This is a genomic window from Halovulum sp. GXIMD14794 (assembly GCF_054457455.1).
Window position 1 is genome coordinate 174,247 of the sequence record NZ_JBTLNF010000008.1, and the last position, 24,371, is coordinate 198,617.

Consider the following 24,371-nt stretch of genomic DNA (forward strand, 5'->3'; position numbering starts at 1 on the left):
GGGACGCTACGGGTTACCGACGGGGCTGAAACCCCGGCTACGTGTTCAGCGGCGGCGCATCTCGAGATACATGGGCGTGCGCCCCTCGCGCAGGGCCTTGGCCTCGTAGCGGGTGCGGTGCCAGCCCTCCCACGGTTCTCGCCAGTCGCCTGGGCCCTCGGCGAGCCACTCGAATTCGGGCGCGGCGTGCAGTTTTTCCAGGCTGTGGCGCACGTAGTCGGCGATGTCGGTCGCGATCCGGAACCGCCCGCCGGGCCGGAGCGCACGGGCCAGCGGGCCCAGCGTCTCGGGGTTCACGAAGCGGCGGCGGTGGTGCTTCTTCTTCGGCCAGGGATCGGGGTAGAGCAGGTAGACCATGTCCAGAGCGGCCTCGGGCAGCACGTCCAGCAGGTCGCGTGCATCGCCCATGTGCAGGCGGACGTTCGTCAGCCCCGCCTCGTCGAGCTTGGGCAGAAGCATCGCGACGCCGTTGACGAAGGGTTCGCAGCCGATGAAATCGTGGCCGGGATGGGCCGAGGCCTGCGCCAGCAAGTGCTCGCCACCGCCGAAGCCGATCTCCAGCACCAGCGGAGCTTCGCGCCCGAACAGGGCCGGCAGGTCCAGTGTCTCGCGATCCGGGTTCTCGTCCCAGCCGACATTGGGCACCGACAGGCGCGGCAGGGTCTGCTCCATGTGCGCGATCTGGCCCGGACGCAGCTGCTTGCCCTTGCGCCGGCCGTAGAAGTTGCGCCACGGCGCGCCGTCGTCGCGAGGCGGCGCGCTGTCGGGGTCGGAGGGAATGTGGTCACGGTCGCTCATCGGCGCGAGGGCCTAGCAGTACGGCGGCGAATACGCAATATCCGGTTGCCGGGCGAAGCACCGGAGCGGCAGGCGTCGGGTATCGCCTCACGCATCCGGACCACCGCGGACCGCCCGGCCCAAGGCATGAAACCCGCCGGCGACAAGACGCGTGCCGTCGAACAGCGGTTCCTGCCCGTCCCTCGGCTGCACCCGCGGATCGACGAGGATCTGTGGCAGCGCCCGGTCTCGAACCGCCTTGCTGGGCCACCCGGTCCACGCGAAGATCACGGTCTCGTTGCCCGTGGCGGCTGCGGCTTCTCGGAAATCGCGCAGCTTCGTGCGCTCGAGGACCGCGGGAGCGCCCTCGGCATGGAATTCGGTGCCGTCGCCCGCGTCGGGATCGAGCAGGATCTCGGTGACGCCGAGCGCGCCGTACTCGAGATAGATCGAGGAGATGGCGTCCGCGAACCCCCGATAGTCCCGAAGACTCTCGTGGCGGATCGGGATCAGGTAGGCGTCGAAATCGGACATTGCCGGCTCCGATGCGGCAGCACGCGCCATCACCCCAGCAGGATTCCTCGAAACAGGACCCCGGCCAAGGCCGCCGGGCGCCTCGTGGGCACTGTATCTGACACGCTATCGTGCCGCATGGCACCAATCGCGGGCGTCGCGGCTTCCCAAACCTTTCATCTGCCGCTAAAGGAAATCCGGTCAACCATGGGGCACCCGACCGTCGCGAGACCCTCGCCTGCCCTTGCGGTCCATTTTGGCCGCTTCCGAAATCGCCTTCACCCTTGGGGGAAATCGCATGTCCAGCGGAATGCTCCGTGCGGCCGTCATTCTCGGCCTTCTGTCGACTGTCGGGCCGCTCTCGATCGACATGTACCTGCCGGTGCTGCCCGAGATCGGCGCCGACCTGAGCGCGAGCGTGGCGCAGGTGCAGACCACGCTGACGCTCTATTTCATCGCCTTTGGCGTGGCGCAGCTGGTCTATGGCCCGATGGCCGACCAGTTCGGGCGCAAGCGGCCGCTTTATGTCGGGCTTGCGATCTTCATCGCGGGCACGATCGGGTGCGCACTGGCGCCGGACATTGCCTGGCTGTCGGCAGCGCGCTTCGTGCAGGGCCTGGGCGGCGCGGCGGTGATGGTAATCCCGCGCGCCATCGTGCGGGACAATTTCACCGGGCCGAAAGCAACGCGGCTGATGGCGATGATCATGCTGGTGATCAGCGTCTCGCCCATGCTGGCGCCACTTGCGGGCAGCGGCATCGCGGCGCTCAGCGGCTGGCGGGCAATCTTCGTCGCGCTTGCGGTGATCGGTGCGCTGAGCCTGACCCTGACCGCCTTCGCCCAGCCCGAGACTCTGCCGCAGGAGCGGCGGGTGTTGGTCAACGCGCGCTCGCTGATGCGGGGCGCGCGCACGCTGCTGGGCGATCCGGTGTTCATGGGCCTGACCTTCATCGGCGGCTTCGGCATGGCCAGCTTTTTCGTGTTCCTGGCCAGCGCCTCCTTCGTCTACACCGGTCAGTTCGGGCTGAGCCCGACCGGCTTCAGCGTTGCGTTCGCGCTGAATGCGGTGGGATTCTTCGCGGCCTCGCAGATGGCGGCGCCGCTGGGCGAGCGGATGGGGATGCGGCGGATGCTGCTGCGGGCGACGGGGGGCTTTGCCTTGTTCACCTGCACGCTGCTGGTGCTGGTGGCCGCGGGCTTCGCCAGCCTGCCTCTGGTGGTCGGGCTGCTGTTTCTCGGCAATGCCTGCCTGGGGCTGGTGATCCCGACAACGATGGTGCTGGCGCTGGACGAGCATGGCGATATCGCCGGGCTTGCCTCGTCGCTGGGCGGCACGTTGCAGATGCTGGCGGGCGGGCTGATGATCACCGCCGCAGGGCCGTTCTTCGACGGCACCGCAACGCCCATGGTCGGCGCGATCGCCCTGTGCGCGGTGCTGACTGTCTCGTTGACGATGTGGCTCTATGCGCGGCCGGCGATGCGCCCTGCGGCTTAAGCCTTCCGGGACCGGCGGGGCCAGAGCGCCGCGCCGGTCAGCAGCGCCAGCAGGGCGATCAGCGCCGCGCGGTCCCCGGTGCGCGAGTAGAGCGTCGGCGGCAGCGGTGCGGGCAGTGCCGCGTCGAAGAACCCGTCCGCGCCCAGCGCCAGCGAGTCGAGCACCCGCCCGTGCGGATCGATCATCGCCGAGACGCCGGTATTGGCCGAGCGGACCAGCGGCAGCCCCTGCTCAATCGCGCGCATCCGCGCCTGGTCGAGGTGCTGGTAAGGGCCCGACCAGCCGCCGAACCACGCATCGTTCGTCACCTGCAACAGCCAGTCGGGGCGGTTCGCGCCGGTCAGAAGTTCATGCGGGAAGATCGCCTCGTAGCAGATCAGCGCCTGCACCGGCGGAAGGCCGGGGATGCCGAGCAGGCGCGGACCGTCGCCGGGCTGGAAGCTGCCGACCAGCCCGTCCGCGAGATAGTGCAGGCCGAGCGTGCGGAGCGTGTCCGCGAAGGGCATGTACTCGCCGAAGGGCACGAGGTGGTGCTTGCTGTACTCGGTGACGATCCGCGACTGGTCGTCGATGGCGACGAGGCCGTTGTACCAGCGGCCCTGCAGGTCGCGGTCGAGCGCGCCCAGAACCGTCACGCGGCCTGGCCCGGTGGCCTGGGCGATGCGCTCGGCGACGGCGGGCTCTTCGCGGATCATCCAGGGGATTGCGGTCTCGGGCCAGATGATCGCATCGAGCCGCCCGTCGGCCGGAGCCATGCTGGCGGTGAGCAGACGCTCCCAGAACACGTGGACCATGTCCGGCTGCCATTTCAGGTGCTGCGCGGCGTTGGGCTGCACGACGCGGAGTACCGGGCCGGGATCGGCGGGCAAAGGTTGCGCCATCCGCCAGCTGCCCGCGCCCCAGAGCATTGCAAGGCCCGCGAGCGCCGCCAGCAGCGCCGCGGGGCGCATCAGGGCAGGCAGCAGCGCCAGCAGGAGAACCAGCAGCGACAGGCCGTGCGGGCCGGTCCAGGCGGCGATCTGCGCGACGGGCGTGTCGGCCCAGGCGTAGGCGGGCAGGGCCCAGGGGAAGCCGGTGAGGATGGTAGAACGCAGATACTCGGTGCCTGTCAGCGCGGCGGCGAGGGCGAGCACGGCGCGCAGGCCCCGGGCCTCGGGCGCGGCGGCGCGGGCAAGCCAGAAGGCGGCGCCCCAGAACAGCGCGAGGCCTGCCGCAAGCGCCAGCAGCGCGGGCGCGGCCAGGGGGCCGTGGCGGGCGATGTCGACGAGGAACGGCTCGACAATCCAGGACAGGGTCAGCCCGAAAAAGCCGACGCCCGCCGCCCAGCCTACCAGAGCCGAGGCCCGGGCGGTCGGGGCGGCGGCCCAGAGGTGGAAGATCAGCGGCAGCGAAGCGAAGGCCAGCCACGGCAGGTCATAAGGCGCGTGCCCCAGCCCGAGGCCCGCCCCGCCCAACGCGGCAAGCCCGAGGCGGGACCAGCGCGACCTGCGCCCGGCCCAGGATGCTGCCAGAGCCGGTGTCACGGGACTATTCGGCCGCCTGGTCCAGAAGCGCCGCCGGTCTGAGGCGCACGCGGATGCGCTTGACCATGCGGGGATCGGCGTCGACGACCTCGAACTCGTGGCCCTGCGGGTGCGGGATCACCTCGCCGCGCAGGGGTACGCGGCCGGCCAGCATGAAGACCATGCCGCCGAGCGTATCGACATCCTCGTCCAGTTCGTCCGCCAACAGGTCGACGCCGGCAAGCTCCTCGAAATCGTGGAGCGGCGCGCGGGCCGAACAGAGGTAGACGCCAGGCGCCTCCTCGATCCAGTAGGCGTCGTCCTCGGTGTCGTGCTCGTCCTCGATCTCGCCGACGATCTGTTCGACCAGATCCTCGATGGTCACGAGACCGTCGACCCCGCCGTACTCGTCGATCACCAGCGCCATATGGATGCGCTCGGTCTGCATTTTCTGTAGCAGCACGCCCATCGGCATGGACGGCGGCACGTAGAGCAGTGGGCGCAGCAGGCCCTTGATCTCGAACTTGTCGCCGTGGCCGTTGAACCCGTAGCGTAGGGCGATGTCCTTGAGGTGGACGAAGCCGAGCGGCGAATCCAGCGTCTCGTTGAAGACCGGCAGCCGGGTGTAGGTGCTGTCGCGGAACACATCGACCACTTCGGTCAGCGTTGCCGTGTCGGGCACCGCCACCACGTCGGCGCGCGGGACCGCCACGTCCTGGACGCGCACGTCGCGCATACGTCGGACGTTGAACAGCATTTCCTGCGCGCTGCCCTGTTCGGAGGCGGCAGGCTCTTCGCGCTGATCGCTGGGTCCGGCATCGTCCGAGCCGAAGCCCAGCAGCCGGTTGAAGAATGTCAGGGGACCGGTCCCCTGTTCCTGATCGTCCTGAGGCGCGCTCTGCGCCGCAGTAGAAGACCCGTCGGTATTGTCGCCCATGGCTCCTGTCTCGAAACGCGGCCCGGGGCCGCCGTACTTAGTATGGTGATTCGATCCCTGCCGAGGCAAGGGCCCGTATCTCCAGATTTTCCATCAACTCGGCGTCTTCGTCGATTTGGTGATCGTATCCAAGCAAATGAAGGCAGGCATGTAAAATTAGGTGAAGAATGTGGTGATCGGGCGGAATTCCGCCCGCTTCGGCCTCGGCCATGACCGTTTCATAGGCAATTGCGATGTCGCCGAGGCCCACCGCGCCGAAGGACGCGTCCGGAATCACCCGCGACGGCGCGCCGCCGGGCGAGTCGGGGAACAGATCAAGCGCCGGCCAGGACAGCACGTTGGTCGCGTTGTCCTTGCCCCGGAAGTCACTGTTGAGCGTCTTGATCCGCGCGTCGTCGCAGGCCAGCAGCGCGATCTCGACCTCGCGGGTCTCGATCCCGGCGTGAGCCAGCGCCAGCTCGGCGGCCCGCTCGGCCAGGTCTGCAAGCGCAGTGTCCTCCCAGCGCGGGTCCTCGACCACCAGGTCGACCAGTTCGGTCATCGCGGCTCAGGTATCCTTGGCGTCGGCTTCGTAGGCATTGATGATGCGCGCGACCAGCGGGTGACGTACGACGTCGACCGCCTTGAAGCGGGACATGCCGATGCCCTCGACACCGTTCAGGATCCGCTCGGCCTCGATCAGGCCCGAAGTCACGCCCCGCGGCAGGTCGATCTGGGTGCGGTCGCCGGTGATCGCCATGCGGCTACCCTCGCCCAGACGAGTCAGGAACATCTTCATCTGCATGGTCGTGGCGTTCTGCGCCTCGTCCAGAACCACGAAGGCGTTCGACAGCGTGCGTCCGCGCATGAAGGCCAGCGGCGCGATCTCGATCTGCTTCTCCTCGATCAGCTTCTGCACCTGCCGCCCCGGAAGAAAGTCGTTCAGCGCGTCGTAGAGCGGCTGCATGTAGGGATCGACCTTCTCCTTCATGTCGCCGGGCAGGAAGCCAAGCCGCTCGCCCGCCTCGACCGCCGGACGCGAGAGGATGATCTTGTCGACATGGCCGTCGAGGAACATCGATACGGCGGCCGCCACGGCGAGATAGGTCTTGCCGGTGCCTGCCGGGCCGATGCCGAAGACCAGTTCGTGCTTGAAGAGATTGCGGACATAGTCCTTCTGCGCCGGGGTGCGCGGCTCGATCACCCGCTTGCGGGTGCGGATCTCGACCCGGTCGCCCTGGAACATCTCCAGCTGCTGGGTGTCGTCGCCGGCCTCGGGCTCGGTCCGGCTGCCGCCCATGCGGATCGCGGCGGTCACGTCGCCCTGCTCGACCTCGCGGCCCTGCTCGAGCCGTAGGTACAGCGCCTCGAGCGCTTCGGCCGCACGGGCCACCGAATCTTCGGGGCCGTGCAGCACCAGCTCGTTGCCGCGGCGGGTTATGAGGATCGACAGGGCCTGCTCGATCTGCGCGAGATTGCTGTCGAATTCGCCGCACAGCGCGATCAGCAGCCGGTTGTCGGGGAAGGAAAGCGGACGCTCTGTCAGAGTGCCGTCTTTTGCGGTGGTCTCCAGGGCTTCGGTCGCCAAGGTGTCTCCGTCATTCGGGGCTTCGCCTGAGATCATCGTGCCCCAGCGGCGCGCGCAAGAGCAAGCGGAAACCGGGTCAAGAGGATGTCACATTGCGGTCCGTTGCCGGATTGACCGGCATCAACGCGCATCGCCCGGAAATGATGCAGAATCGTGAACAGGCACAAGAACGGGAGGGATGGATGCGGACAGGATCGTGGGTAATGGGCGCAGCCTGCGCAGCGCTGCTCGCGGGAGCTTCGGTGGAGGCCGAAACTTTCGTCGGAACCAACGTGGACAGCCGCGTCGTGGTCGGATTCGATGCGGCGGACGCTGGGGTCGCCGGGATCATGCCTGAGGGCTGGACGCCGGTGGCGTTTCCGTCCGGGCCGCTTGCCGGGGCCGATATGCTGCTTGTGCTGATCGACCGCGCCTTGCAGATGGACGCCGAAGGCAAGCCGGCCTCGCCCGCCAGCAGCCGTCATGTCGTTCTGGCAAGTCTTGGCAAGCAGACAGACGGCGATGCGGTGCACCTGTTCGTGCATCGGCTCTATTCCAGCGATCCCGCGCCGAACCCCTATGGCAACTCGGTCGCTGCGCAGGTGGACCGCAAGCAGTCCGAGGAGGGGCCCGCTGACGGCGGTCGCAAGCGGGCCGATTCCTGGCGCGCGGCGCCCGAAGGTGGCGGGGTTCTGTCGGTCTCCGTCTCGCGTACCACTGGCCCGCGCGGCTGGGCGCCTGGCGAGGCGACGCCACATTCCGGCGCCGACCCGTCTTTCTCGCGCATCTACCGCTACTCGCAGTTGGCCGAGGTCGCGATGAGCGCCCCTTTGGGCAAGGACCTGGCGGGCAAGTTCAACTTCTCGAACAGCGTGCCCGAGCTTAACGCGATCTTCGACGGGTCCGAGGTGCTGGTCGGCATCCTCGATATCCCGGTCTACGTTCGGGAGGTTTACCTGCCCTAGACGCGCTCGCCGGCCAGCGAGTTCGCCTCAGCGGCGACGATCCGCGCGTCTACGATGGTGCCGGCGAGGCTTGGGTCCGCCTGCAGGTGTACCGCCTGAAGATAGGGCGAGCGGCCGACCATCTGGCCCGGCATGCGGCCCGGTTTCTCCAGCAGGACGGGCAGGGTGCGGCCCACCATGGACTGCTGGAACTCGGCCTGGTGCTTCGACAGCAGGGCCTGAAGCCGCTGGAGCCGCTCGGATTTGACGTCCTCGGGCACTTCTTCGCGACCCGCTGCCGGGGTGCCGGGGCGGGCGGAGTACTTGAACGAATAGGCCTGCGCGTAGCGAACCCGCTCGCACAGGTCGAGTGTGGCCTGGAAGTCTTCCTCGGTCTCGCCGGGGAAGCCGACGATGAAATCGCCTGACAGCGCGATGTCTGGCCGTGCGGCGCGGATCCGGTGGAGGATCGCGAGATAGCTTTCCGCCGTGTGCTTGCGGTTCATCGCCTTCAGGATGCGATCCGAACCGGACTGAACGGGAAGGTGCAGATAGGGCATCAGCTTGGCGATCTCGCCATGCGCCGCGATCAGGTCCTCGCCCATGTCGTTGGGATGGCTGGTGGTGAATCGGATCCGCCGCAGCCCGTCGAGGTCCGCCAGTTCGCGGATCAGGCGGGCGAGCGTCCAGTCGCCGTCCGTGCCCGCGCCGTGGTAGGCGTTGACGTTCTGGCCCAGCAGCGTGATCTCGGCCACGCCGCGCTCGACCAGGTCGCGGGCCTCAGCCAGGATCCGAGCGGGCGGGCGGCTGACCTCGGCCCCGCGGGTGTAGGGCACCACGCAGAAGGCGCAGAACTTGTCGCAGCCTTCCTGCACGGTCAGAAAGGCGGTCGGCGCACGCTTGGCCTTGGGGCCGCGCGCGGGCGGCAGGTGGTCGAACTTATCTTCCTCGGGAAATTCGGTGTCGAGCGCGCGCTGGCCGCTGCGCACCTTGGCTTCCAGATCCGGCAGCCGGTGATAGGCCTGCGGGCCGACCACGAGGTCCACGGCGGGCTGGCGGCGCATGATCTCCTCGCCCTCGGCCTGGGCGACGCAACCGGTCACGCCGATGCGCAGATCCGGATTTTCGGCCTTCAGCGGCTTCAGGCGGCCCAGTTCCGAATACACCTTTTCGGCCGCTTTCTCGCGGATGTGGCAGGTGTTGAGCAGGATCATGTCGGCGCCGTCGGGCGAGTCGGTCGTCTCGTAGCCCGCGGCCTCCAGCGCGCCGGACATGCGTTCGCTGTCGTAGACGTTCATCTGGCAGCCGTAGGTCTTGATGAACAGTTTCTTCGGCTTTGGCGCGGTCATTCGGTCGGCCCCTCATAGCAGAACGGCGCCAGGGCCATGTGGCCCCGGCGCCGCCGGGTTCTAGCGTGAAGCGGTCCGGCCCGCAATCGGGCCGGGTCCGGCTTATTTCTTGGGCTTGCGGCCCAGACCGATCTTCTTGGCCAGTTCCTGCCGTTTCGCGGCATAGCTGGGCGCGACCATCGGGTAGTCGGCCTTGAGGCCCCACTTCTCGCGGTACTCTTCGGGGGTCATGCCGTAGGCCGCCATCAGATGCCGCTTGAGCATCTTCAGCTTCTTCCCGTCCTCGAGGCAGATGATGTAGTCGTTCGTCACCGATTTCTTGATCGGAACGGCCGGAACCAGTTCTTCCGGCTCTTCCTCGACGGGGCCCGAGAGCGTGTTCATCGTCTCGAATACCGACTTCAGCAGTTCAGTGACCTGTTCCGGCTGCACCGTGTTGTTGCCGACATAGGACGACACGACCTCGGTGCTGAGAGCGAGCAGTTCGGATTTGTCGATGGTTTGTTCTTCCGCCATTTTCATATTCCTTGCGGCAGCGTTGACTTGCCTGTGCCCCGTGAGGACCAGTCAAGCCCGCAGCTGATATATAGACTGCAAATGTTATATTGGCGCATTGTCCGGCGTACAAGGGCGCACAACGGAAATACTTGGATAAATTTACAATCTCACCCAGACGTGTTCGTTTCAGGTTGAATATTGCGGCCGCGTTTACACGGCCGCAAATGTTCAGGCGGTCAGACCGCGCTGTTTAAGCAAGGCTTCGACACCCGGCAATTTGCCTCGGAAGGCAATGTAAAGCGATTCGGCCTCGCCGGAGCCGCCTGCGGACAGGATGTTTTCTTCCAACGACCGGGCGGTAGCGGCATCGAAAATATCGCCCTTCTCCTCGAAGGCGGCAAAGGCGTCGGCGTCCATCACTTCGGACCACATGTAAGAATAATAGCCCGCCGAATAGCCGTCGCCCGAGAACACATGCGCGAAATGCGGTGTGGCGTGGCGCATGACGATTGCGGGCGGCATGCCCAGTTCTTGCAGCACTTCGGCCTGGCGCTCCATCGGCGCATCACTCGCGGGGCCGGTGTGGAACGCAAGGTCGACCAGCGCCGAGGCGGTGTACTCGACCGTGGCGAAGCCCTGGTCGAAGTTCTCGGCGGCCAGCAGGCGGTCGCGCAGGGCTTCGGGCATCGGCTCGCCGGTCTCGGCGTGGCGGGCATAGTCGGTCAGTACCTGCGGCGTCGAAAGCCAGTGCTCGTAGAGCTGGCTTGGCAGTTCCACGAAGTCCCGCGCCACCGAGGTCCCCGAGATGGACGGATAGGTCACGTCCGAGAGCAACTGGTGCAGTGCGTGGCCGAATTCGTGGAACAGGGTCCGCGCGTCGTCGAAAGTCAGAAGGGCGGGCTGCCCGGCCTCGGGCTTGGCGAAGTTGCAGACGTTGATGACGATGGGGCGAACTTCACCGTCCAGTTTCGACTGGCTGCGGAATCCCGAGCACCACGCCCCCGAGCGTTTCGAGGCGCGGTTGAAATAGTCGGCGATGAATACGCCCATGTGCCGGTCGCCCTTGCGCACCTCCCACGCCTGCGCGTCCGGGTGGTGCAGCGGCACATCCAGCTGCTCGAAGGTCAGGCCGAACAGTTTCGTCGCGCAGTCGAAGGCCGCCTGCCGCATGTTCTCGAGTTGCAGGTACGGCTTGACCTCGGCCTCGTCGATATCGTGCTCCCGCTGCTGCAGGATCGTCGCGTAGTGACGCCAGTCCCAGGGCCGAAGGTCGTCGTTCACGCCGTCCTCGCGCATCAGCGCTTCCAGCTTTTCCGCATCGCGCTGCGCTTGGGCGCGGGCCGGCTGCCAGACCGCCATCAGCAACTCGCGCACGTTGTCCGGCGTCTTGGCCATCTGGGTTTCCAGCTTGAATGAGGCGAAATCTTCATAGCCCAGCAACTTCGCGCGTTCCTCGCGCAGCTTCAGGATCTCGGCCACCAGCGGTACATTGGCGCGGTCCTCGTGCAGCTCGCCCCGCGCGGCCCAGGCGGAGAACGCCTTTTCGCGCAGGTCGCGACGCTTGGAGAATTGCAGGAAGGGCGCGATCAGGCTGCGCGACAGGGTGATGACATAACCGTCGCGCCCCCGCTCGGCGGCGGCGCCGCGCGCGGCGGAGCGGACGAACTCCGGCAGGCCGTCGAGGTCGTCCTCGCTCAGCGGCATCAGCCACTCCTCCTCGTCCTGCTGGAGGTTCTGCCCGAAGGCGGTGCCCAGTTCGGCCAGCCGTCCCATCACCGTCTTCAGCCGCGCACGCCCGGCCTCGTCCAGCTGCGCCCCCGAGCGCACGAAGGCGCGGCGGGTCAGCATCAGAACCCGCTCCTGCTCGGGCGTCAGCCCAAGCGCTTCCTTGCGCTGCCACAGGTCGTCCACCCGCGCGAACAGCCGCTGGTCGGTCATGATGTCGGAATGAAAGGCCGAGAGCTTGGGCGACAGCGCGGTCTGCTGCTTGCGGATCTCGGGGTTGGTGTCGGTGCCTGAGAGGTTGAAGAACACGCCCGCCACCCGGTCGAGCAGGTGGTCGGCGCGCTCCATCGCCTCGATCGTGTTGGCGAAGCTCGGCGCCTCGGGATTCTCGGCGATGGCCTTGTAAGCGGCGCGGGCCTCGTTCAGCGCTTGCTCGAATGCGGGCGGGAAATGCTCGGCCTTGATGGCGTGGAACGGCGGCAGTTCGAAACGCGTGTCCCAAGGGGCGGTGAGCGGGTTCGTCATCGGGAAACCTCCATGATCTGCGGTCAAGCTATGCGCGAGCGCAGGCGGGTTCCAGAGCATCCGGCGGGCAGATCACGGCTTTGCTGTATTTATGCCGGATTCGCATGGAATAGTGCCCGCCGAAGTAGAAGTGTTCCGCGTGTGTCGGGGGGATTTTTCATGACGAACGACGAAGCCAGGTCTGGCGCCGCGAAGACTGTCGCGATGATCGGCGGTGGTTTGGTGATGCTGGCCTTTATTGGTGGCCTCTACATGACAACGCGCGAGGATCCGGAAGCGGCCAGCCGCAGCCTGGCCCGCGCGATGGGCGCCTCGATCTCCGAGGATGCCCGCGCCGAGGCGCCGCCGCTGAAACCGCTCTTTTCGGCGATCCCGCAGGTCTACGACGATTGGCAGCGCACTGATTACCTTGGGCTGGAGAATGCCCGCGAGGAACTGTCCCGCCAGGCCGCCGCGCTGGGCGTGACGCCCGAGACCGGCTCCGGCGCGAAGGATGCGGCGGCGGCAGTGTTCTCGAACGGTGGCCAGCGGTTCGTCATCTACATGGAGCGGGGTCGCGCCGGCGCCGTGGGCGAGGGAGAGACCGTGCGCATCGCCGGTCTGCCCTTCCGCGGCGAGGTCGGCGCGGGCAACCTGCTGAACCTCAAGGCGGCCTCGGACGACGGGCTGCGCGTGCTGCTGGTCGGCCGCGCCTCGCCCGATACCGTCGCGGCCTTCCTCGAGGATCCGTCCTTCGCTGGGCTGGGCCTGCACTGACACTCATGTCGTTTTCCGGGCGCGTCATGTCGGCTTGACCCGCGCCCGCGCCGCGCGGACCGTCATTCTGTAGTGCGACAGGCACGGCAGGGAACGGAGCGGCGCGATGAAAACCCACGTCAAGGCATTGGTCGTCGGTGGTGGCGCGGTGGGCGCGTCGATCGCCTATCACCTGGCGCGGGCGGGCTGGACCGACGTGATGCTGCTGGAGCGGGACGAGCTGACCTCCGGCTCGACCTGGCACGCCGCCGGCCTGCTGCCGCTGTTCAACATGAGCTACGCGACCAGCCACATCCACGACTACAGCGTGAAGTTCTACAAGACGCTGGAAGACGAGACCGGGCTGAACGCAGGCTTTTCCGTCGTCGGCAACCTGCGAATGGCGCAGAGCCAGGCGCGGATGGACGAGTTCGAGCTGTATTCCTCGACCGCCGAAACGGTGGGCATTCCCTATGAATGGCTGACGCCCGAGCAGATCAGGGAGCGCTGGCCGCTGGTGCGGACCGAGGACCTGCGCGGCGCGCTGTTCCACCCGACCGACGGCTATATAAACCCCGCCGACGTCACGCAGGCGATGGCCAAGGGCGCGCGGCAGCGCGGGGTGGAAATCGTCCGCAAACGGCAGGTCGACAGCTATGAGTGGACCGGCAGCGAGTGGATCGTGCGCGGGTCTGTCATGATCGAGAAGGGTGGCAACCTTGTGCCCTCGGGCGAGGAATTCGAGATCCGGGCCGAGCATGTCGTCACCGCCACCGGCAACCATTCGCAACGCACCGCGAAGCTGCTGGGGATCAAGTTCCCCGCGATCCCGGTCGAACATCAGTATATAGTGACCGAGCCCGACCCGGCGCTGGTCGAGTACCGCAAGACCCAGGGCGAGCACCCGGTGCTGCGCGACGCCGATGCCAAGTGGTACGTACGCGAGGAACGCGGCGGCTGGATCCTCGGCCCGTATGAAGAGGGTGCGCCCGCCCGTTTCCCGTTCGATGTGCCCGAAAGCTTCCGCGCCGACCTGTTCCCCCTCGATCTCGAACGGATCGAGGAAGAATACATGTCGATGATCCACCGGATCCCCTCGTCCGAGACTTGCGGGCTGAAGGACGACTATAACGGGCCCATCTGCTACACCCCCGACGGCAACCCGCTGGTCGGACCCGCGCCGGGGCTGCGCAATATGTGGCTGGCCGAGGGCTTCAGCTTCGGCATCACCGCGGCGGGCGGCACCGGGTACTACCTCGCGCAGATGATGGTGGACGGCGAGGCCGAGATCGACATGGCCTCGCTCGACCCCAAGCGCTACGGCGACTGGGTGACGACCGAATATGCCATGCGCAAGAACGAAGAGTGCTATTCGCACGTCTATATCCTCCACCACCCTGACGAAGAGCGCGAGGCCTGCCGCCCGCTGCGCACGGCGCCCTGCTATGACCGGATGAAGGCCCGCGGCGCGCAGTTCGGCTGCATCAACGGCTGGGAGCGGCCGAACTATTTCGGCCCGCTGGGCGCGCCCGACGGGTTCGACCACGACGCCCGCAGCTTCCGCCGGGGCGGCTGGTGGCAATACGCCCGCGACGAGGCGCAGGCGATCCGCGACGGCGTCGGCGTGATCGATGCCAGCGGCTTCGCCAAGCACCGGATAAGCGGCCCGGGGGCGACGGCGTTCCTGGACTGGTTCACCTGCAACCGCCTGCCCAAAGTCGGGCGCATCAACCTGACCTATGCGCTGACCGAGGCCGGAACCGTGCGGACCGAGTACACGATCGTCCGGCGGGGCGAGCACGACTATTACCTTGTCTCGGCCGGGGCGTGGAGTGCCTATGACGAGGATTTCCTCGCCAAGGCTGTCGAGGACAAGGAGGCCGAGTTCGGCCGCATCAACGTCGAGGACGTCACCACCAAATGGGGCGTTTTCGCCATCGCCGGGCCGAAATCGCGTGAGGTGCTGAACAAGCTGGTCGTCGACGCGGACCCGGCAACGGTCCTGTCGAACGCGCGCTTCCCCTGGCTCTCGGCCCGCGACATCGAGTTGAAGATGTGCCCGACCATGGCGATCCGCGTCGCCTATACCGGTGAGCTGGGTTGGGAGCTGCACCACCCGATGGAGATGCAGAACTACCTGTTCGACCGGCTGATGGAGGCTGGAGAGCCCGAGGGCTTGAAGCTGGTCGGCGCCCGCGCGCAGAACTGGCTGCGGCAAGAGAAGTCCTATCGCGCCTTTGGGACCGAGCTTGGCCGCGACGCGACGCCGCTCGAGGCGGACCTGCCACGCTTTGTCGACCTGTCGAAGGAATTCCACGGCAAGCGGGCGATGGAAGAGACGGGGATCCGCTCGAAATGCGTCACGCTGCTGATCGACGGGCCGGACGATGCCGACCCCTGGGGGCGCGAGGCGCTTTACGCCGGAGAGGCGCGCGTCGGGCGGCTGACCTCGGGCGGGTATTCAGTGGCGTTCGGCAAGTCGATCGGCCTGGGCTATGTCAAACCGGACCATGCGGTGCCCGGAACGAAGCTCAAGGTACTGATGCAGGCCCGGCTCTGGGACGCAGAAGTGGTCGAAGACAGCCCGTACGATCCGAAGAACGCCCGGATCCGGATCGACGGATAGCGCAAGGGCGACTCAAAAGAGCCGCCCAAAGGCATGATCGGACGGGGTGATTTCCGTACCGATCCTCGCCGGAAGGGGACAATCCCGGACTTTTGCGCCGATTTCGCGATTGTTTCCGATTCCAGAATTCTTTGTGATGACTGCTTACTTCGCGGTCCCGGCTGGCTGAATCTCACGCCGCCGTTAGCGCATGTTCATCCCGTGTGAGTTGCGTGAAACGCGGGCCGGTTTCGTGGAGCCTTGAAAACAAGGCGATTATGCAATTTTGCGGCCTCTAATCCTCGCCGGAATAAACTTCAAGATCTGAAATGACTCACGATTTCGAGAGCGTTCTCAGGCGTTTTCGACGGTTGATGATTGCCCGGACGTACCGATATCAGCCCGGTCACCGCAACGAGCGGGACACGAAATACGAAACAATGCTGATCGGAGAAACCAACATGAAACGCATCGTCCTCGCGACTATCGCCGCCGCCGCTCTCGCCGCCCCGCTGTCGGCCCAGACCACCCTGAACGCCGAGCTGTCGAAGTACGTCGACAACCCCGGAGCCCTGACCACCGCGCAGATCGCGACCATCAAGGGCCTGACCGAAAGCGACCTGTCGAGCTCGGAGCTGGACGCCCGCATCAACGCGATTATCGACTGATCGCCCCCGTATCCGCGAACGCAATCGCACACGAACATTAAGGAAATATGACAATGAAACGCATCGTCCTCGCCACCCTGGCCGCCGCCGCCCTCGCCGCTCCGCTGTCGGCCCAGACCGCCCTGGAAGTCGAAGTTGGCCAGTACGTCGCCAACCCCGAAGCTCTGAGCACGTCGCAGCTGGCGACCGCCAAGGCGCTGATCGAGAGCGACCTGTCGCACTCGGAAATCCAGAACCGCATCGACGCGATCATCGACTGATCGTCAGACCTGAATTCGAAGGAAATAGACACATGAAACGCATCATTCTCGCCGCTGTCGCCGCCGCTGCCGTTGCTGGCCCGCTGGCTGCCCAGACCGCTCTGAACGCCGAGCTGTCGAAGTACGTGGACAACCCCGAAGCCCTGACCACCGCGCAGGTTGCGACGATCAAGGGTCTGACCGAGAGCGACCTGTCGAGCTCGGAGCTGAACGCCCGCATCAACGCGATCATCGACTGATCGTCAGACCTGAATACGAAGGAGAAAGACACATGAAACGCATCATCCTCGCCGCTGTTGCCGCCGCTGCCGTTGCCGGCCCGCTGGCTGCCCAGACCGCTTTGAACGCCGAGCTGTCGAAGTACGTGGACAACCCCGAAGCCCTGACCACCGCTCAGGTTGCGACGATCAAGGGTCTGACCGAGAGCGATCTGTCGAGCTCGGAGCTGAACGCCCGCATCAACGCGATCATCGACTGATCGTCAGACCTGAATACGAAGGAGAAAGACACATGAAACGCATCATTCTCGCCGCTGTTGCCGCTGCCGCCGTTGCCGGTCCGCTGGCTGCCCAGACCGCTCTGGAAGTCGAAGTTGGCCAGTACGTCGCCAACCCCGAAGCCCTGAGCACGTCGCAGCTGGCGACCGCTAAGGCGCTGATCGAGAGCGACCTGTCGCACTCGGAAATCCAAAACCGCATCGACGCGATCATCGACTGATGGGCTGCGTAGATCACCGACGCTGACGGACGGGGCCAGCCGGCCCCGCCCGGCACTACTCTCAAGGCGGCACCCGCAGGGGCGCCGCCTTCAATATTTCCTGGGGGCAGGCAGGCGCTCAGTCCCCCGCACAGGCGAACCGCGTCAGGGCATTCGTAAAGACGCCCGGATCTACGTTGCCACCTGTCGCGACGACCAGGACATCATCGCCCGTGATCGCATCGCGCCGGAACAGCGCCGATGCCAGCGCAACCGCGCCGCCGGGCTCCAGCACGACCTTCAGTCGCAAGAACGCGAGTGCCATTGCGCGCAGTGCCTCGTCGTCGCTGACGACCAGGCCGGGGCCGGCAAGGCGCGAGAGGATCGGGAAGGTGATCTCGCCGGGGCTGTCGGTCACGATGGCGTCGCAGATCGAGCCCGAGGCGCGTTCGTTCCGCTCGCGCTGGCCGCTGACGAGGCTGCGGGCCACGTCGTCGAAGCCCTCGGGCTCGCAGGGGCGGACGCGCAGGCCTGGGGCGCGGGCTTCCAGCGCCAACGCGATCCCCGAGGACAGGCCTCCGCCGCCGCAACAGACCAGCACATCAGCTCGGGTCACGCCCTCGGCGGCGGCCTGCTCGGCAAGTTCCAGCCCGCAGGTGCCTTGGCCCGCGATCACCATCGGCTCGTCATAGGGCCGGATCAGGGTCAGGCCGCGCTCAGCAGCCAGTTTCTCGCCAATCGCCTCGCGCTTCTCGCCTCCCGGGCGATCGTAGAGCACCACCTCGGCGCCCAGCGCGCGGGTGTTGGCGATCTTCAGCGCGGGCGCGTCGGCGGGCATGATGATGACCGCCGGGACGCCATGAAGCTGCGCCGCGCGCGCCACGCCCTGCGCGTGATTGCCCGAGGAATAGGCTAGCACGCCGCGCTTGCGGACGTCCTCGGGCAGGGCGCTGACCGCGGACCAGCCGCCGCGGAACTTGAACGAGCCCGTGTGCTGAAGACACTCGGCCTTCACCAGCACCCGCCGGCCAGCGATACGGTCGAGAAACGGGCTGGAGAGCAGCGGCGTGCGGCGGACCACAGGGGCGAGGCGGTCATCTGCGGCCTCGATATCGGCGATGGTGACGGTCAAGAGGCGTGCTCCTTCAGGAAGGCGTCGATGGCCGTAACGGCGGGCGGCTCATCGAGGAAGGGCGCATGGCCCCGGTCAGGGATCTCGACCGTGACCATGCCCGGATGGCGCGCCTTCATCTCGGCTACTGTTTCTGCCGTCAGGATGTTCGAATTCGCCCCGCGAATGCACAGGATCGGCGTTTCCAACACCGCGTCGAAGAGCGGCCACAGCTCGACATGTGGAAGGTCCATGTCATAGTCCACGCCGACGGCAGTGCGCAGGTGCGGATCGTAGCTTAGGCCCAGACCGCCTTCGCTTTCGCGGTAGATGGCGCGGGCGTGCTGTTCCCAACGGGTGAGAGGCACTCCGGGGAAGTCGGTCCCGTAGACACCGGCCAGTTCCTGCGCGGCCTCGGCAAAGGTCGCGGCCTGCGGTGGGCGGCCGAGATAGGACATGATGTGGACGAGACCCCGCGCCTCGATCACCGCGCCGATGTCGTTGAGCACCAGCGCCATAACGCTGCCGGGACGCACGGCGGCGAGCGTCATCCCGAGGATACCGCCGCGCGACGTCCCTATGATCGAAACCTGCGGCAGTCCGAGGTGGTCCAGCAGCGCCTCGACGTCGCGCGTCTCGGCGGGCACTGTGTACTCGGCCACCGGTTCCTTGGCCCAGTCGCTGCCGCCGCGGCCCCGGCTGTCGAGCCGGATCACCCGGTAACTCGGGCGCAGGTGCGCTGCGACGCTGTCGAAATCGCGGGTGTTCCGGGTCAGCCCGGCAAGGCACAGCACGGGCGGGCCGGAACCCTCGTCGGTATAGTGCAGTGACAATCCGTCGGGGGTCGTGAAATGCGGCATCAAAGCTCCTCGGCAAGGTCGGGAATGCCCGACAGATCCTTCAGGACGTGCGCCGGGCGCCAGGGCAGGCGGTCCACCGGCTCGCCCGCGCGATTCACCCAGACGGTGTGAAACCCAAAGCCCGCAGCGCCGGCCGCGTCCCATCCATTCGACGAGACGAACAGCACCTGCTCGGGCGGCACGCCCAGGTGCGTCTCGACAAGCTCGTAGACGCGGGCGTCGGGCTTGAAGACGCCAACCTGCTCGACGCTCAGCACCGCGTCCAGGCGGTCGCCGATGCCCGCGCTGTCGACCGCAGCAGCCAGCATCTCGGGCGCGCCGTTCGACAGGATCGCCGTATCGCGCCCGCCCGCCTTGAGCGTGGCCAGCATCGCGGGGACCTCGGGATAGGCGCCCAGCGTCCGGTAAAGCTCAAGAAACCGGGCGCGCAACGCGTCGTCGCCATCTAGGCCGGTCGCCTCAAGCGCCCAATCGAGCCCGTCCTGCGTGACCTGCCAGAAATCCGTGTGTGCATCGGTGATCGCCCGCAGCCAGCTATACTGAAGCTGCTTCAGCCGCCAGGCCTCGGCAAGGCGCGGCCATTGCTCGGCCAGTTTCTCGCGTCCCGGTTCGGTGGCGGCGACGCGGGCGGCCGAGGCCACGTCGAAGAGCGTCCCGTAGGCGTCGAACACGCAGGCTGCGATCATGGGGTACCTCGGCTTTGGGGCGACTCGGGCGCTCGTGCTATTCTCAAAGCACAGTTCGGGGGAAGGGGCAAAACATGGTGGACACGGCAGCGGATCCGCACGGCACTGTCTGGTGGAGCGAGTTGATGACCCGCGACGCCGAGGCGGCCAAGGCGTACTACCATGACGTTCTGGGCTGGGAGTTCGACACCATGCCCATGACGAACGGCGAATATTTTGTCGCGATGAAGGGTGGCAAGCCGGTCGCGGGGATCATGGACATCAGTGGGGTCGAGGCGTTCGGGCAGCAGCCGGTCCGATGGTTCACCTACCTCGCGGTGACGGACCTCGACACGGCGCTAGACAAGACCCGGGCCCAAGGCGGCATTGTGCAACGAGAGCCGTTCGAGGTGCCGAAGGTCGGACGCATTGCGCTTGTCACTGATCCGTCGGGCGCGTCGGTCGGGCTGATGACTCCGGCAGCGCCGGCCTGACCCCTAGAGGTTCTCGACCTGCGGCATGCCCGTGACGTGGAAGCCGCCGTCGACGAAGATGCATTCGCCCGTGGTGCAGGCGCCGTGGTCCGACAGCAGGTAGACGGCAGTACCGCCTACTGCGTCGAGCGTGGCGTTCGCCCGCATCGGTGCGTTCTCTTCGGTGTTGCGGAACACCTTGCGCGCGCCGCCGATCGCCGCGCCTGCAAGCGTGCGCATCGGCCCGGCGCTGATCGCGTTGACGCGAATCCCGTCTGGGCCGAGGTCATTTGCGAGGTAGCGCACCGCCGATTCCAGCGCCGCTTTGGCGACCCCCATGACATTGTAATTCGGCGTCACGCGCTGTGCGCCGAGATAGGTCATGGTTACGATCGAGCCGCCGTCCTTCATCAGCGGCGCCGCGCGCCGGGTCAGGTCGACCAGCGAGTAGCAGCTGATGTCCATCGAGTTGAGGAAGTTCTTCCGCGTCGTGTTCACGAAGCGGCCCGACAGCTCGGCCTTGTCGGAATAGGCGATGGCGTGGACCAGGAAGTCCAGCTTGCCCCATTCCTGCTCGAGCGTGGTGAACACCCCATCCAGCGACGCCTCGTCCTGCACGTCCGCGGGCAGGACCAGCGAAGAGCCGATGCTTTCGGCCAGCGGGCGGACCCGCGCGCCGAAATTCTCGCCCTGGTATGTGAAGGCCATCTCGGCCCCCTCGGCGTGCAGGGCGCGGGCAATGCCCCAGGCGATGGATTTCTCGTTCGCAACGCCCATCACCAGGCCGCGCTTGCCCTTCATCAGCTCAGGCATGTTCTGTCCTCAGTCCCGGAAGCGGCTGATCGCCAGCGTCGCGTTGGTGCCACCGAAGCCGAAGCTGTTCGACAGGATCGTGTCGAGCCCGGCGTTGTCGATGCGCTTGGTCACGATCTCTTCGGGCTTCAGCGCCGGGTCGAGCGTGGTGATGTTGGCGCTGGCGGCGATGAAGTCGTCCTGCAGCATCAGCAGGCCGTAGATCGCTTCCTGTACGCCGGTCGCGCCCAGGCTGTGCCCGGTCAGCGACTTGGTCGAGCTGATCGGCGGCGTCGAGCCTTCTCCGAACAGGCGGCGCACGGCCTCCACCTCGGTGATGTCGCCGACCGGCGTCGAGGTGCCGTGCGCGTTGATGTAACTGACCTTGCGATCGCCCAGCGTGGACATGGCCAATTTCATCGACCGCTCGCCGCCCTCGCCCGAGGGGGCGACCATGTCATAGCCGTCCGAGGTCGCGCCGTAGCCGGTGATCTCGCCGTAAATCTTCGCGCCGCGCGCCTTGGCGTGCTCAAGTTCTTCGAGCACCACGACCCCGCCGCCGCCGGCGATCACGAACCCGTCGCGGGTCTCGTCGAAGGCGCGCGAGGCAGTTTCGGGCGTGTCGTTGTATTTCGAGGACATCGCGCCCATCGCGTCGAACAGGCAGCTCAGCGTCCAGTCCAGTTCCTCGCCGCCGCCGGCGAAGACGATGTCCTGCTTGCCCAGCTGGATCTGTTCGGCGCCATTGCCGATACAATGCGCCGAGGTCGAGCAGGCCGAGGTGATCGAGTAGTTCACGCCCTTGATCTTGAACGGCGTCGCAAGACAGGCCGAGTTTGTCGAGCTCATGCAGCGGGTGACCATGAACGGGCCCATGCGCTTGGGGCTGCCCTTTTCCAGCACGGTGGTGTGTGCCGAAAGCATGTTCTTGGTCGACGGCCCGCCCGAGCCGACGATCAGGCCGGTGCGCTCGTTCGAGATGTCGCCTTCCTCGAGGCCGCTGTCCTCGATCGCCTGCTGCATCGCGATGTAGTTGAACGCCGCGCCATCGCCCATGAAGCGCAGCTGGCGCTTGTCGATATGCTCGGCGATGTCGATCTTGGGACGTCCCTGGATCTGGCTGCGGAAGCCGTGTTCGGCATAGTCGGGCGCGAATTCGATACCCGAGCGGCTTTCCTTGAGCGAGGTCATCACCTCGTCCTTGTCCACGCCGATGGACGAGACGATCCCGATTCCCGTGATCACGACTCGACGCATGTTGGATCCTTTCCCTCGTCGGTCAGCCGAAGGCCATGCGGCCCGGCTGGCGGGTCATTCCTGGAACAGGCCGACGCGCATGTCGGTGACGGTGTAGGCAACCTCGCCGTCGGCCTTCACGATGCCGTCGGCAACGCCCATTTTCAGTTTGCGGTCAATGACGCGGGTGAAATTCACCTCGTAGGACAGCAGCTTGGTCTCGGGCGTGACCATCGCGGTCAGCTTGACCTCGCCGACGCCCAGCGCCCGGCCCTTGCCCTGCATCCCGCGCCAGCCGAGGTTGAACCCGGTCAGCTGCCACAGCCCGTCGAGGCCCAGGCAGCCCGGCATCACCGGATCGCCAAGGAAATGGCACTCGAAGAACCACAGGTCCGGGTGGATGTCGAACTCGGCCAGCACGTGGCCCTTGCCGTTGGGTCCGCCATCGGCCGAGATCTCGGTGATGCGGTCCATCATCAGCATCGGCGGGGCGGGCAGCTGGGGATTTCCGGGGCCGAACATTTCGCCACGGGCGCATTTCATAAGCCCGTCACGATCAAAGCTGGTCGGCATTGAAGTCATGTGCCCGGTTTCCCCTTGTTCACTCTAAGTTACAGTGCGGTTACGGCGTCGTGTAGCACCCGTGTCGCAAGGTGCGCAAGCGGGGCGCATGGTTGACAGGTCACGGCCCGAACCGCACATAATTACGCATTGCTGGCAATTGGAACCCCCATATGGCAATAGAGTTCCGACCAGAGGCAAGGAGCGAGATGTCCGAGCACGCACAGGATATGGGCCGCAAGCGCGCCGCCGATTGGCTGGCGTCTGCTGAATTGCGCCCGACGCGGCAGCGTCTGACGCTGGCCTCCTTGCTGATCGGGGATGGCCAGAACCGCCATGTCACCGCCGAAAGCCTGCACGAGGCTGCCTCGAAGGGCGGCGATCCGGTTTCGCTGGCTACCGTCTACAACACGTTGCGCGCCTTCTGCGACGCCGGCCTTATGGTCGAGGTGACGGTCGACGGCTCGCGCTCGTATTTCGACACGCGCACCGACGATCACCCGCATTACTTCTGGGAAGACGACGGGCATCTGACCGACGCCCCCACCGACAGCGTCCGGATCGAGTCGCTGCCGACGCCGCCCGAAGGGGCCGAGATCTCGAAGGTCGAGGTCGTGATCCGCCTGCGCCGCAAGACCTGACGCTGCATCCCCCCGTAGGACCGCGCGAATTTCCCGGCTAGGCCGCACGGCGCGGCGCTGCTAAGGCTTGGGAATGCCGACGCTTCTGCTGACCCACCCCGACTGCCTTGCACATGTGACCCCGCCCGGCCACCCCGAGCAGGTTGCGCGCCTGACCGCGATCCTCGACGCACTTGCCGCGCCCGAGTTCGACGCGCTGACCCGCGCCGAGGCGCCGCTGGCCGAGGATGCCCATATCCTGCGCGCACACCCCGAGGCCTATCTGCGGCAGATCCGCGCGGCGGCGCCCGCCGAGGGGTTCGTCGGGCTCGATGCCGACACGCACATGTCGCCCGGCTCGCTGGACGCCGCGCTCCGGGCTGCCGGGGCGAATGTCGCCGCAGTCGATGCGGTTATGGCGGGGCAGGCGGGAAATGCATTCTGTGCGACTCGCCCGCCGGGGCATCACGCGGAAACCGCGACGGCAATGGGCTTCTGCCTGTTCGGCAACGTGGTGATAGGCGCGCGCCATGCCCTCGACGCCCACGGGCTGGAGCGGGTGGCGGTCATCGACTTCGACGTGCACCACGGCAATGGCACGCAGGATCTGGTCTGGGACGATCCGCGCATCTTCTTCGCGTCGACGCACCAGAGCCCGCTCTACCCGGGAACCGGCGCGGCGCACGAAACCGGGGCCTGCGGCAATGTGATGAACGTGCCGCTGCCGCCAGGCACCGACGGCGCTGCATTCCGACATGTGATGGAGACGCACGTGCTGCCCGCCGTCGCCGCCTTCCGCCCGCAGATGGTTTTCATCTCGGCCGGGTTCGATGCGCACGAGGCCGACCCGCTCGCCAACCTCAACCTGCACGAGGACGATTTCGCCTGGGCCACCGGTGCGATCTGCGATCTTGCCGATGAACACGCGCAAGGGCGCGTAGTCTCGACATTGGAGGGTGGATATGATCTTGACGCTCTGGCGGCCTCGACCGCCGCGCATGTCCGGACTTTGATGGAGCGTGCCCGTGACTGAATCCGAGAAGCCGATCGGTGACATGACCTTCGAGCAGGCCCTTGCCGAGCTGGAAAGGGTCGTCGGCGACCTTGAGGGCGGCCAGATCCCGCTTGAGGACTCGATCAAGCTTTACGAGCGCGGCGCGAAGCTGAAGGCGCATTGCGAGGACAAACTGGCGAAAGCCGAGGAGAAGGTCGCCCGCATCACCAGCGGCGCGGACGGCACGGCACAGGGCCTGACCCCGTTCGATCCGGAATAAGCCG

At 66.6% G+C, this 24,371-nt stretch carries 28 protein-coding genes; 13 read left to right on the forward strand and 15 right to left on the reverse strand.

Features of this window, described 5'->3' with window-relative positions:
- Positions 1–45: 45 nt before the first annotated feature.
- Together trmB and ACW9UR_RS19965 are read right to left on the reverse strand one after the other, a co-directional pair.
- Entirely contained in the window at positions 46–798 is a 753-nt protein-coding gene (gene trmB / locus ACW9UR_RS19960) for a tRNA (guanosine(46)-N7)-methyltransferase TrmB (RefSeq protein ID WP_458918821.1), read from the reverse strand.
- Between the two features lie 87 nt (positions 799–885).
- Positions 886–1,311 (reverse strand): DUF1428 domain-containing protein, encoded by a 426-nt coding sequence (locus tag ACW9UR_RS19965; protein ID WP_458918822.1) that lies wholly within the window; start codon positions 1,309–1,311, stop codon positions 886–888.
- A gap of 277 nt (positions 1,312–1,588) precedes the next feature.
- Here ACW9UR_RS19965 and ACW9UR_RS19970 point away from each other — a divergent pair, with 277 nt between their 5' ends.
- Positions 1,589–2,785, forward strand: coding sequence for a multidrug effflux MFS transporter (locus ACW9UR_RS19970; RefSeq protein WP_458918823.1), 1,197 nt, complete (start codon positions 1,589–1,591; stop codon positions 2,783–2,785).
- On the opposite strand, the gene lnt is transcribed toward ACW9UR_RS19970, so the two are convergent.
- Genes lnt through ACW9UR_RS19990 form a run of 4 tightly spaced genes read right to left on the reverse strand, consistent with a single transcriptional unit; the run spans position 2,782 to position 6,791 of the window.
- Positions 2,782–4,308, reverse strand: coding sequence for an apolipoprotein N-acyltransferase (gene lnt / locus ACW9UR_RS19975; protein ID WP_458918824.1), 1,527 nt, complete (start codon positions 4,306–4,308; stop codon positions 2,782–2,784). The genes ACW9UR_RS19970 and lnt overlap by 4 nt on opposite strands.
- A 4-nt stretch (positions 4,309–4,312) precedes the next feature.
- Entirely contained in the window at positions 4,313–5,224 is a 912-nt protein-coding gene (locus ACW9UR_RS19980; protein ID WP_458918825.1) for a hemolysin family protein, read from the reverse strand.
- A gap of 37 nt (positions 5,225–5,261) precedes the next feature.
- The gene (gene ybeY, locus ACW9UR_RS19985) at positions 5,262–5,765 is read right to left on the reverse strand and encodes an rRNA maturation RNase YbeY (RefSeq protein WP_458918826.1); all 504 of its coding nucleotides are present in this window, start codon (positions 5,763–5,765) and stop codon (positions 5,262–5,264) included.
- 6 nt (positions 5,766–5,771) lie between these two features.
- On the reverse strand, positions 5,772–6,791 hold the full coding sequence (locus ACW9UR_RS19990; protein WP_458918827.1) for a PhoH family protein: 1,020 nt from the start codon (positions 6,789–6,791) through the stop codon (positions 5,772–5,774).
- Positions 6,792–6,973: 182 nt separating this feature from the next.
- Here ACW9UR_RS19990 and ACW9UR_RS19995 point away from each other — a divergent pair, with 182 nt between their 5' ends.
- Positions 6,974–7,735 (forward strand): hypothetical protein, encoded by a 762-nt coding sequence (locus tag ACW9UR_RS19995; protein WP_458918828.1) that lies wholly within the window; start codon positions 6,974–6,976, stop codon positions 7,733–7,735.
- Here the strand turns inward: ACW9UR_RS19995 and miaB are convergent.
- The 3 genes from miaB to ACW9UR_RS20010 all read right to left on the reverse strand — a co-directional run bounded on the left by miaB (position 7,732) and on the right by ACW9UR_RS20010 (position 11,811).
- Positions 7,732–9,063 carry a tRNA (N6-isopentenyl adenosine(37)-C2)-methylthiotransferase MiaB gene (gene miaB, locus ACW9UR_RS20000; RefSeq protein ID WP_458918829.1) on the reverse strand — a complete coding sequence of 444 codons (1,332 nt, stop codon included), beginning with the start codon at positions 9,061–9,063 and terminating at the stop codon, positions 7,732–7,734. The genes ACW9UR_RS19995 and miaB overlap by 4 nt on opposite strands.
- Positions 9,064–9,165: 102 nt before the next feature.
- Positions 9,166–9,579, reverse strand: a complete 414-nt coding sequence (locus ACW9UR_RS20005) for a Ros/MucR family transcriptional regulator (RefSeq protein WP_458918830.1) — start codon at positions 9,577–9,579, stop codon at positions 9,166–9,168.
- 210 nt (positions 9,580–9,789) lie between these two features.
- The gene (locus tag ACW9UR_RS20010) at positions 9,790–11,811 is read right to left on the reverse strand and encodes a M3 family metallopeptidase (RefSeq protein ID WP_458918831.1); all 2,022 of its coding nucleotides are present in this window, start codon (positions 11,809–11,811) and stop codon (positions 9,790–9,792) included.
- 159 nt (positions 11,812–11,970) lie between these two features.
- Between ACW9UR_RS20010 and ACW9UR_RS20015 the strand changes: the two genes are divergently transcribed.
- The 7 genes from ACW9UR_RS20015 to ACW9UR_RS20045 all read left to right on the forward strand — a co-directional run bounded on the left by ACW9UR_RS20015 (position 11,971) and on the right by ACW9UR_RS20045 (position 16,796).
- On the forward strand, positions 11,971–12,567 hold the full coding sequence (locus tag ACW9UR_RS20015) for a hypothetical protein (RefSeq protein ID WP_458918832.1): 597 nt from the start codon (positions 11,971–11,973) through the stop codon (positions 12,565–12,567).
- A gap of 106 nt (positions 12,568–12,673) precedes the next feature.
- Positions 12,674–15,172, forward strand: a complete 2,499-nt coding sequence (locus ACW9UR_RS20020) for a GcvT family protein (RefSeq protein ID WP_458918833.1) — start codon at positions 12,674–12,676, stop codon at positions 15,170–15,172.
- Between the two features lie 440 nt (positions 15,173–15,612).
- Positions 15,613–15,819 carry a hypothetical protein gene (locus ACW9UR_RS20025; RefSeq protein ID WP_458918834.1) on the forward strand — a complete coding sequence of 69 codons (207 nt, stop codon included), beginning with the start codon at positions 15,613–15,615 and terminating at the stop codon, positions 15,817–15,819.
- 53 nt (positions 15,820–15,872) lie between these two features.
- Positions 15,873–16,079: a hypothetical protein gene (locus ACW9UR_RS20030; RefSeq protein WP_458918835.1), complete on the forward strand. Its 207-nt coding sequence runs from the start codon at positions 15,873–15,875 to the stop codon at positions 16,077–16,079.
- 32 nt (positions 16,080–16,111) lie between these two features.
- Positions 16,112–16,318, forward strand: coding sequence for a hypothetical protein (locus ACW9UR_RS20035; protein WP_458918836.1), 207 nt, complete (start codon positions 16,112–16,114; stop codon positions 16,316–16,318).
- Between the two features lie 32 nt (positions 16,319–16,350).
- Positions 16,351–16,557 (forward strand): hypothetical protein, encoded by a 207-nt coding sequence (locus tag ACW9UR_RS20040; RefSeq protein ID WP_458918836.1) that lies wholly within the window; start codon positions 16,351–16,353, stop codon positions 16,555–16,557.
- 32 nt (positions 16,558–16,589) lie between these two features.
- Positions 16,590–16,796, forward strand: a complete 207-nt coding sequence (locus tag ACW9UR_RS20045) for a hypothetical protein (protein WP_458918837.1) — start codon at positions 16,590–16,592, stop codon at positions 16,794–16,796.
- Positions 16,797–16,914: 118 nt separating this feature from the next.
- Here the strand turns inward: ACW9UR_RS20045 and ACW9UR_RS20050 are convergent, their stop codons facing one another.
- From ACW9UR_RS20050 to ACW9UR_RS20060, 3 genes are read right to left on the reverse strand one after another with little or no spacing between them, the layout of a single operon-like run.
- Complete coding sequence (locus ACW9UR_RS20050) at positions 16,915–17,907, reverse strand: threonine ammonia-lyase (protein WP_458918838.1); 993 nt, start codon at positions 17,905–17,907, stop codon at positions 16,915–16,917.
- On the reverse strand, positions 17,904–18,746 hold the full coding sequence (locus ACW9UR_RS20055) for an alpha/beta fold hydrolase (protein WP_458918839.1): 843 nt from the start codon (positions 18,744–18,746) through the stop codon (positions 17,904–17,906). Before ACW9UR_RS20055 ends, ACW9UR_RS20050 begins: the two co-directional genes overlap by 4 nt.
- A complete protein-coding gene (locus ACW9UR_RS20060) occupies positions 18,746–19,432 on the reverse strand; it encodes a haloacid dehalogenase type II (RefSeq protein WP_458918840.1) in 687 nt (228 codons plus the stop codon). The genes ACW9UR_RS20055 and ACW9UR_RS20060 overlap by 1 nt, the downstream gene beginning before the upstream one ends.
- 74 nt (positions 19,433–19,506) lie before the next feature.
- On the opposite strand from ACW9UR_RS20060, the gene ACW9UR_RS20065 reads away from it, so the two are divergent.
- Positions 19,507–19,905, forward strand: coding sequence for a VOC family protein (locus tag ACW9UR_RS20065; RefSeq protein ID WP_458918841.1), 399 nt, complete (start codon positions 19,507–19,509; stop codon positions 19,903–19,905).
- 3 nt (positions 19,906–19,908) lie between these two features.
- On the opposite strand, the gene ACW9UR_RS20070 is transcribed toward ACW9UR_RS20065, so the two are convergent.
- The 3 genes from ACW9UR_RS20070 to fabA are packed head-to-tail and all read right to left on the reverse strand — an operon-like array spanning position 19,909 to position 22,494.
- A complete protein-coding gene (locus ACW9UR_RS20070) occupies positions 19,909–20,697 on the reverse strand; it encodes an enoyl-ACP reductase FabI (RefSeq protein WP_458918842.1) in 789 nt (262 codons plus the stop codon).
- A 9-nt stretch (positions 20,698–20,706) separates the two neighbouring features.
- The gene (gene fabB / locus ACW9UR_RS20075; RefSeq protein WP_458918843.1) at positions 20,707–21,933 is read right to left on the reverse strand and encodes a beta-ketoacyl-ACP synthase I; all 1,227 of its coding nucleotides are present in this window, start codon (positions 21,931–21,933) and stop codon (positions 20,707–20,709) included.
- Positions 21,934–21,987: 54 nt separating this feature from the next.
- Positions 21,988–22,494 (reverse strand): bifunctional 3-hydroxydecanoyl-ACP dehydratase/trans-2-decenoyl-ACP isomerase, encoded by a 507-nt coding sequence (gene fabA / locus ACW9UR_RS20080; protein WP_458918844.1) that lies wholly within the window; start codon positions 22,492–22,494, stop codon positions 21,988–21,990.
- A gap of 188 nt (positions 22,495–22,682) precedes the next feature.
- Between fabA and irrA the strand changes: the two genes are divergently transcribed.
- From irrA to ACW9UR_RS20095, 3 genes are all read left to right on the forward strand, one after another.
- Positions 22,683–23,114, forward strand: a complete 432-nt coding sequence (gene irrA / locus ACW9UR_RS20085) for an iron response transcriptional regulator IrrA (RefSeq protein WP_458918845.1) — start codon at positions 22,683–22,685, stop codon at positions 23,112–23,114.
- Positions 23,115–23,187: 73 nt separating this feature from the next.
- A complete protein-coding gene (locus ACW9UR_RS20090) occupies positions 23,188–24,126 on the forward strand; it encodes a histone deacetylase family protein (RefSeq protein WP_458918846.1) in 939 nt (312 codons plus the stop codon).
- Positions 24,119–24,367 carry an exodeoxyribonuclease VII small subunit gene (locus ACW9UR_RS20095; RefSeq protein ID WP_458918847.1) on the forward strand — a complete coding sequence of 83 codons (249 nt, stop codon included), beginning with the start codon at positions 24,119–24,121 and terminating at the stop codon, positions 24,365–24,367. Before ACW9UR_RS20090 ends, ACW9UR_RS20095 begins: the two co-directional genes overlap by 8 nt.
- Positions 24,368–24,371: the final 4 nt, after the last annotated feature.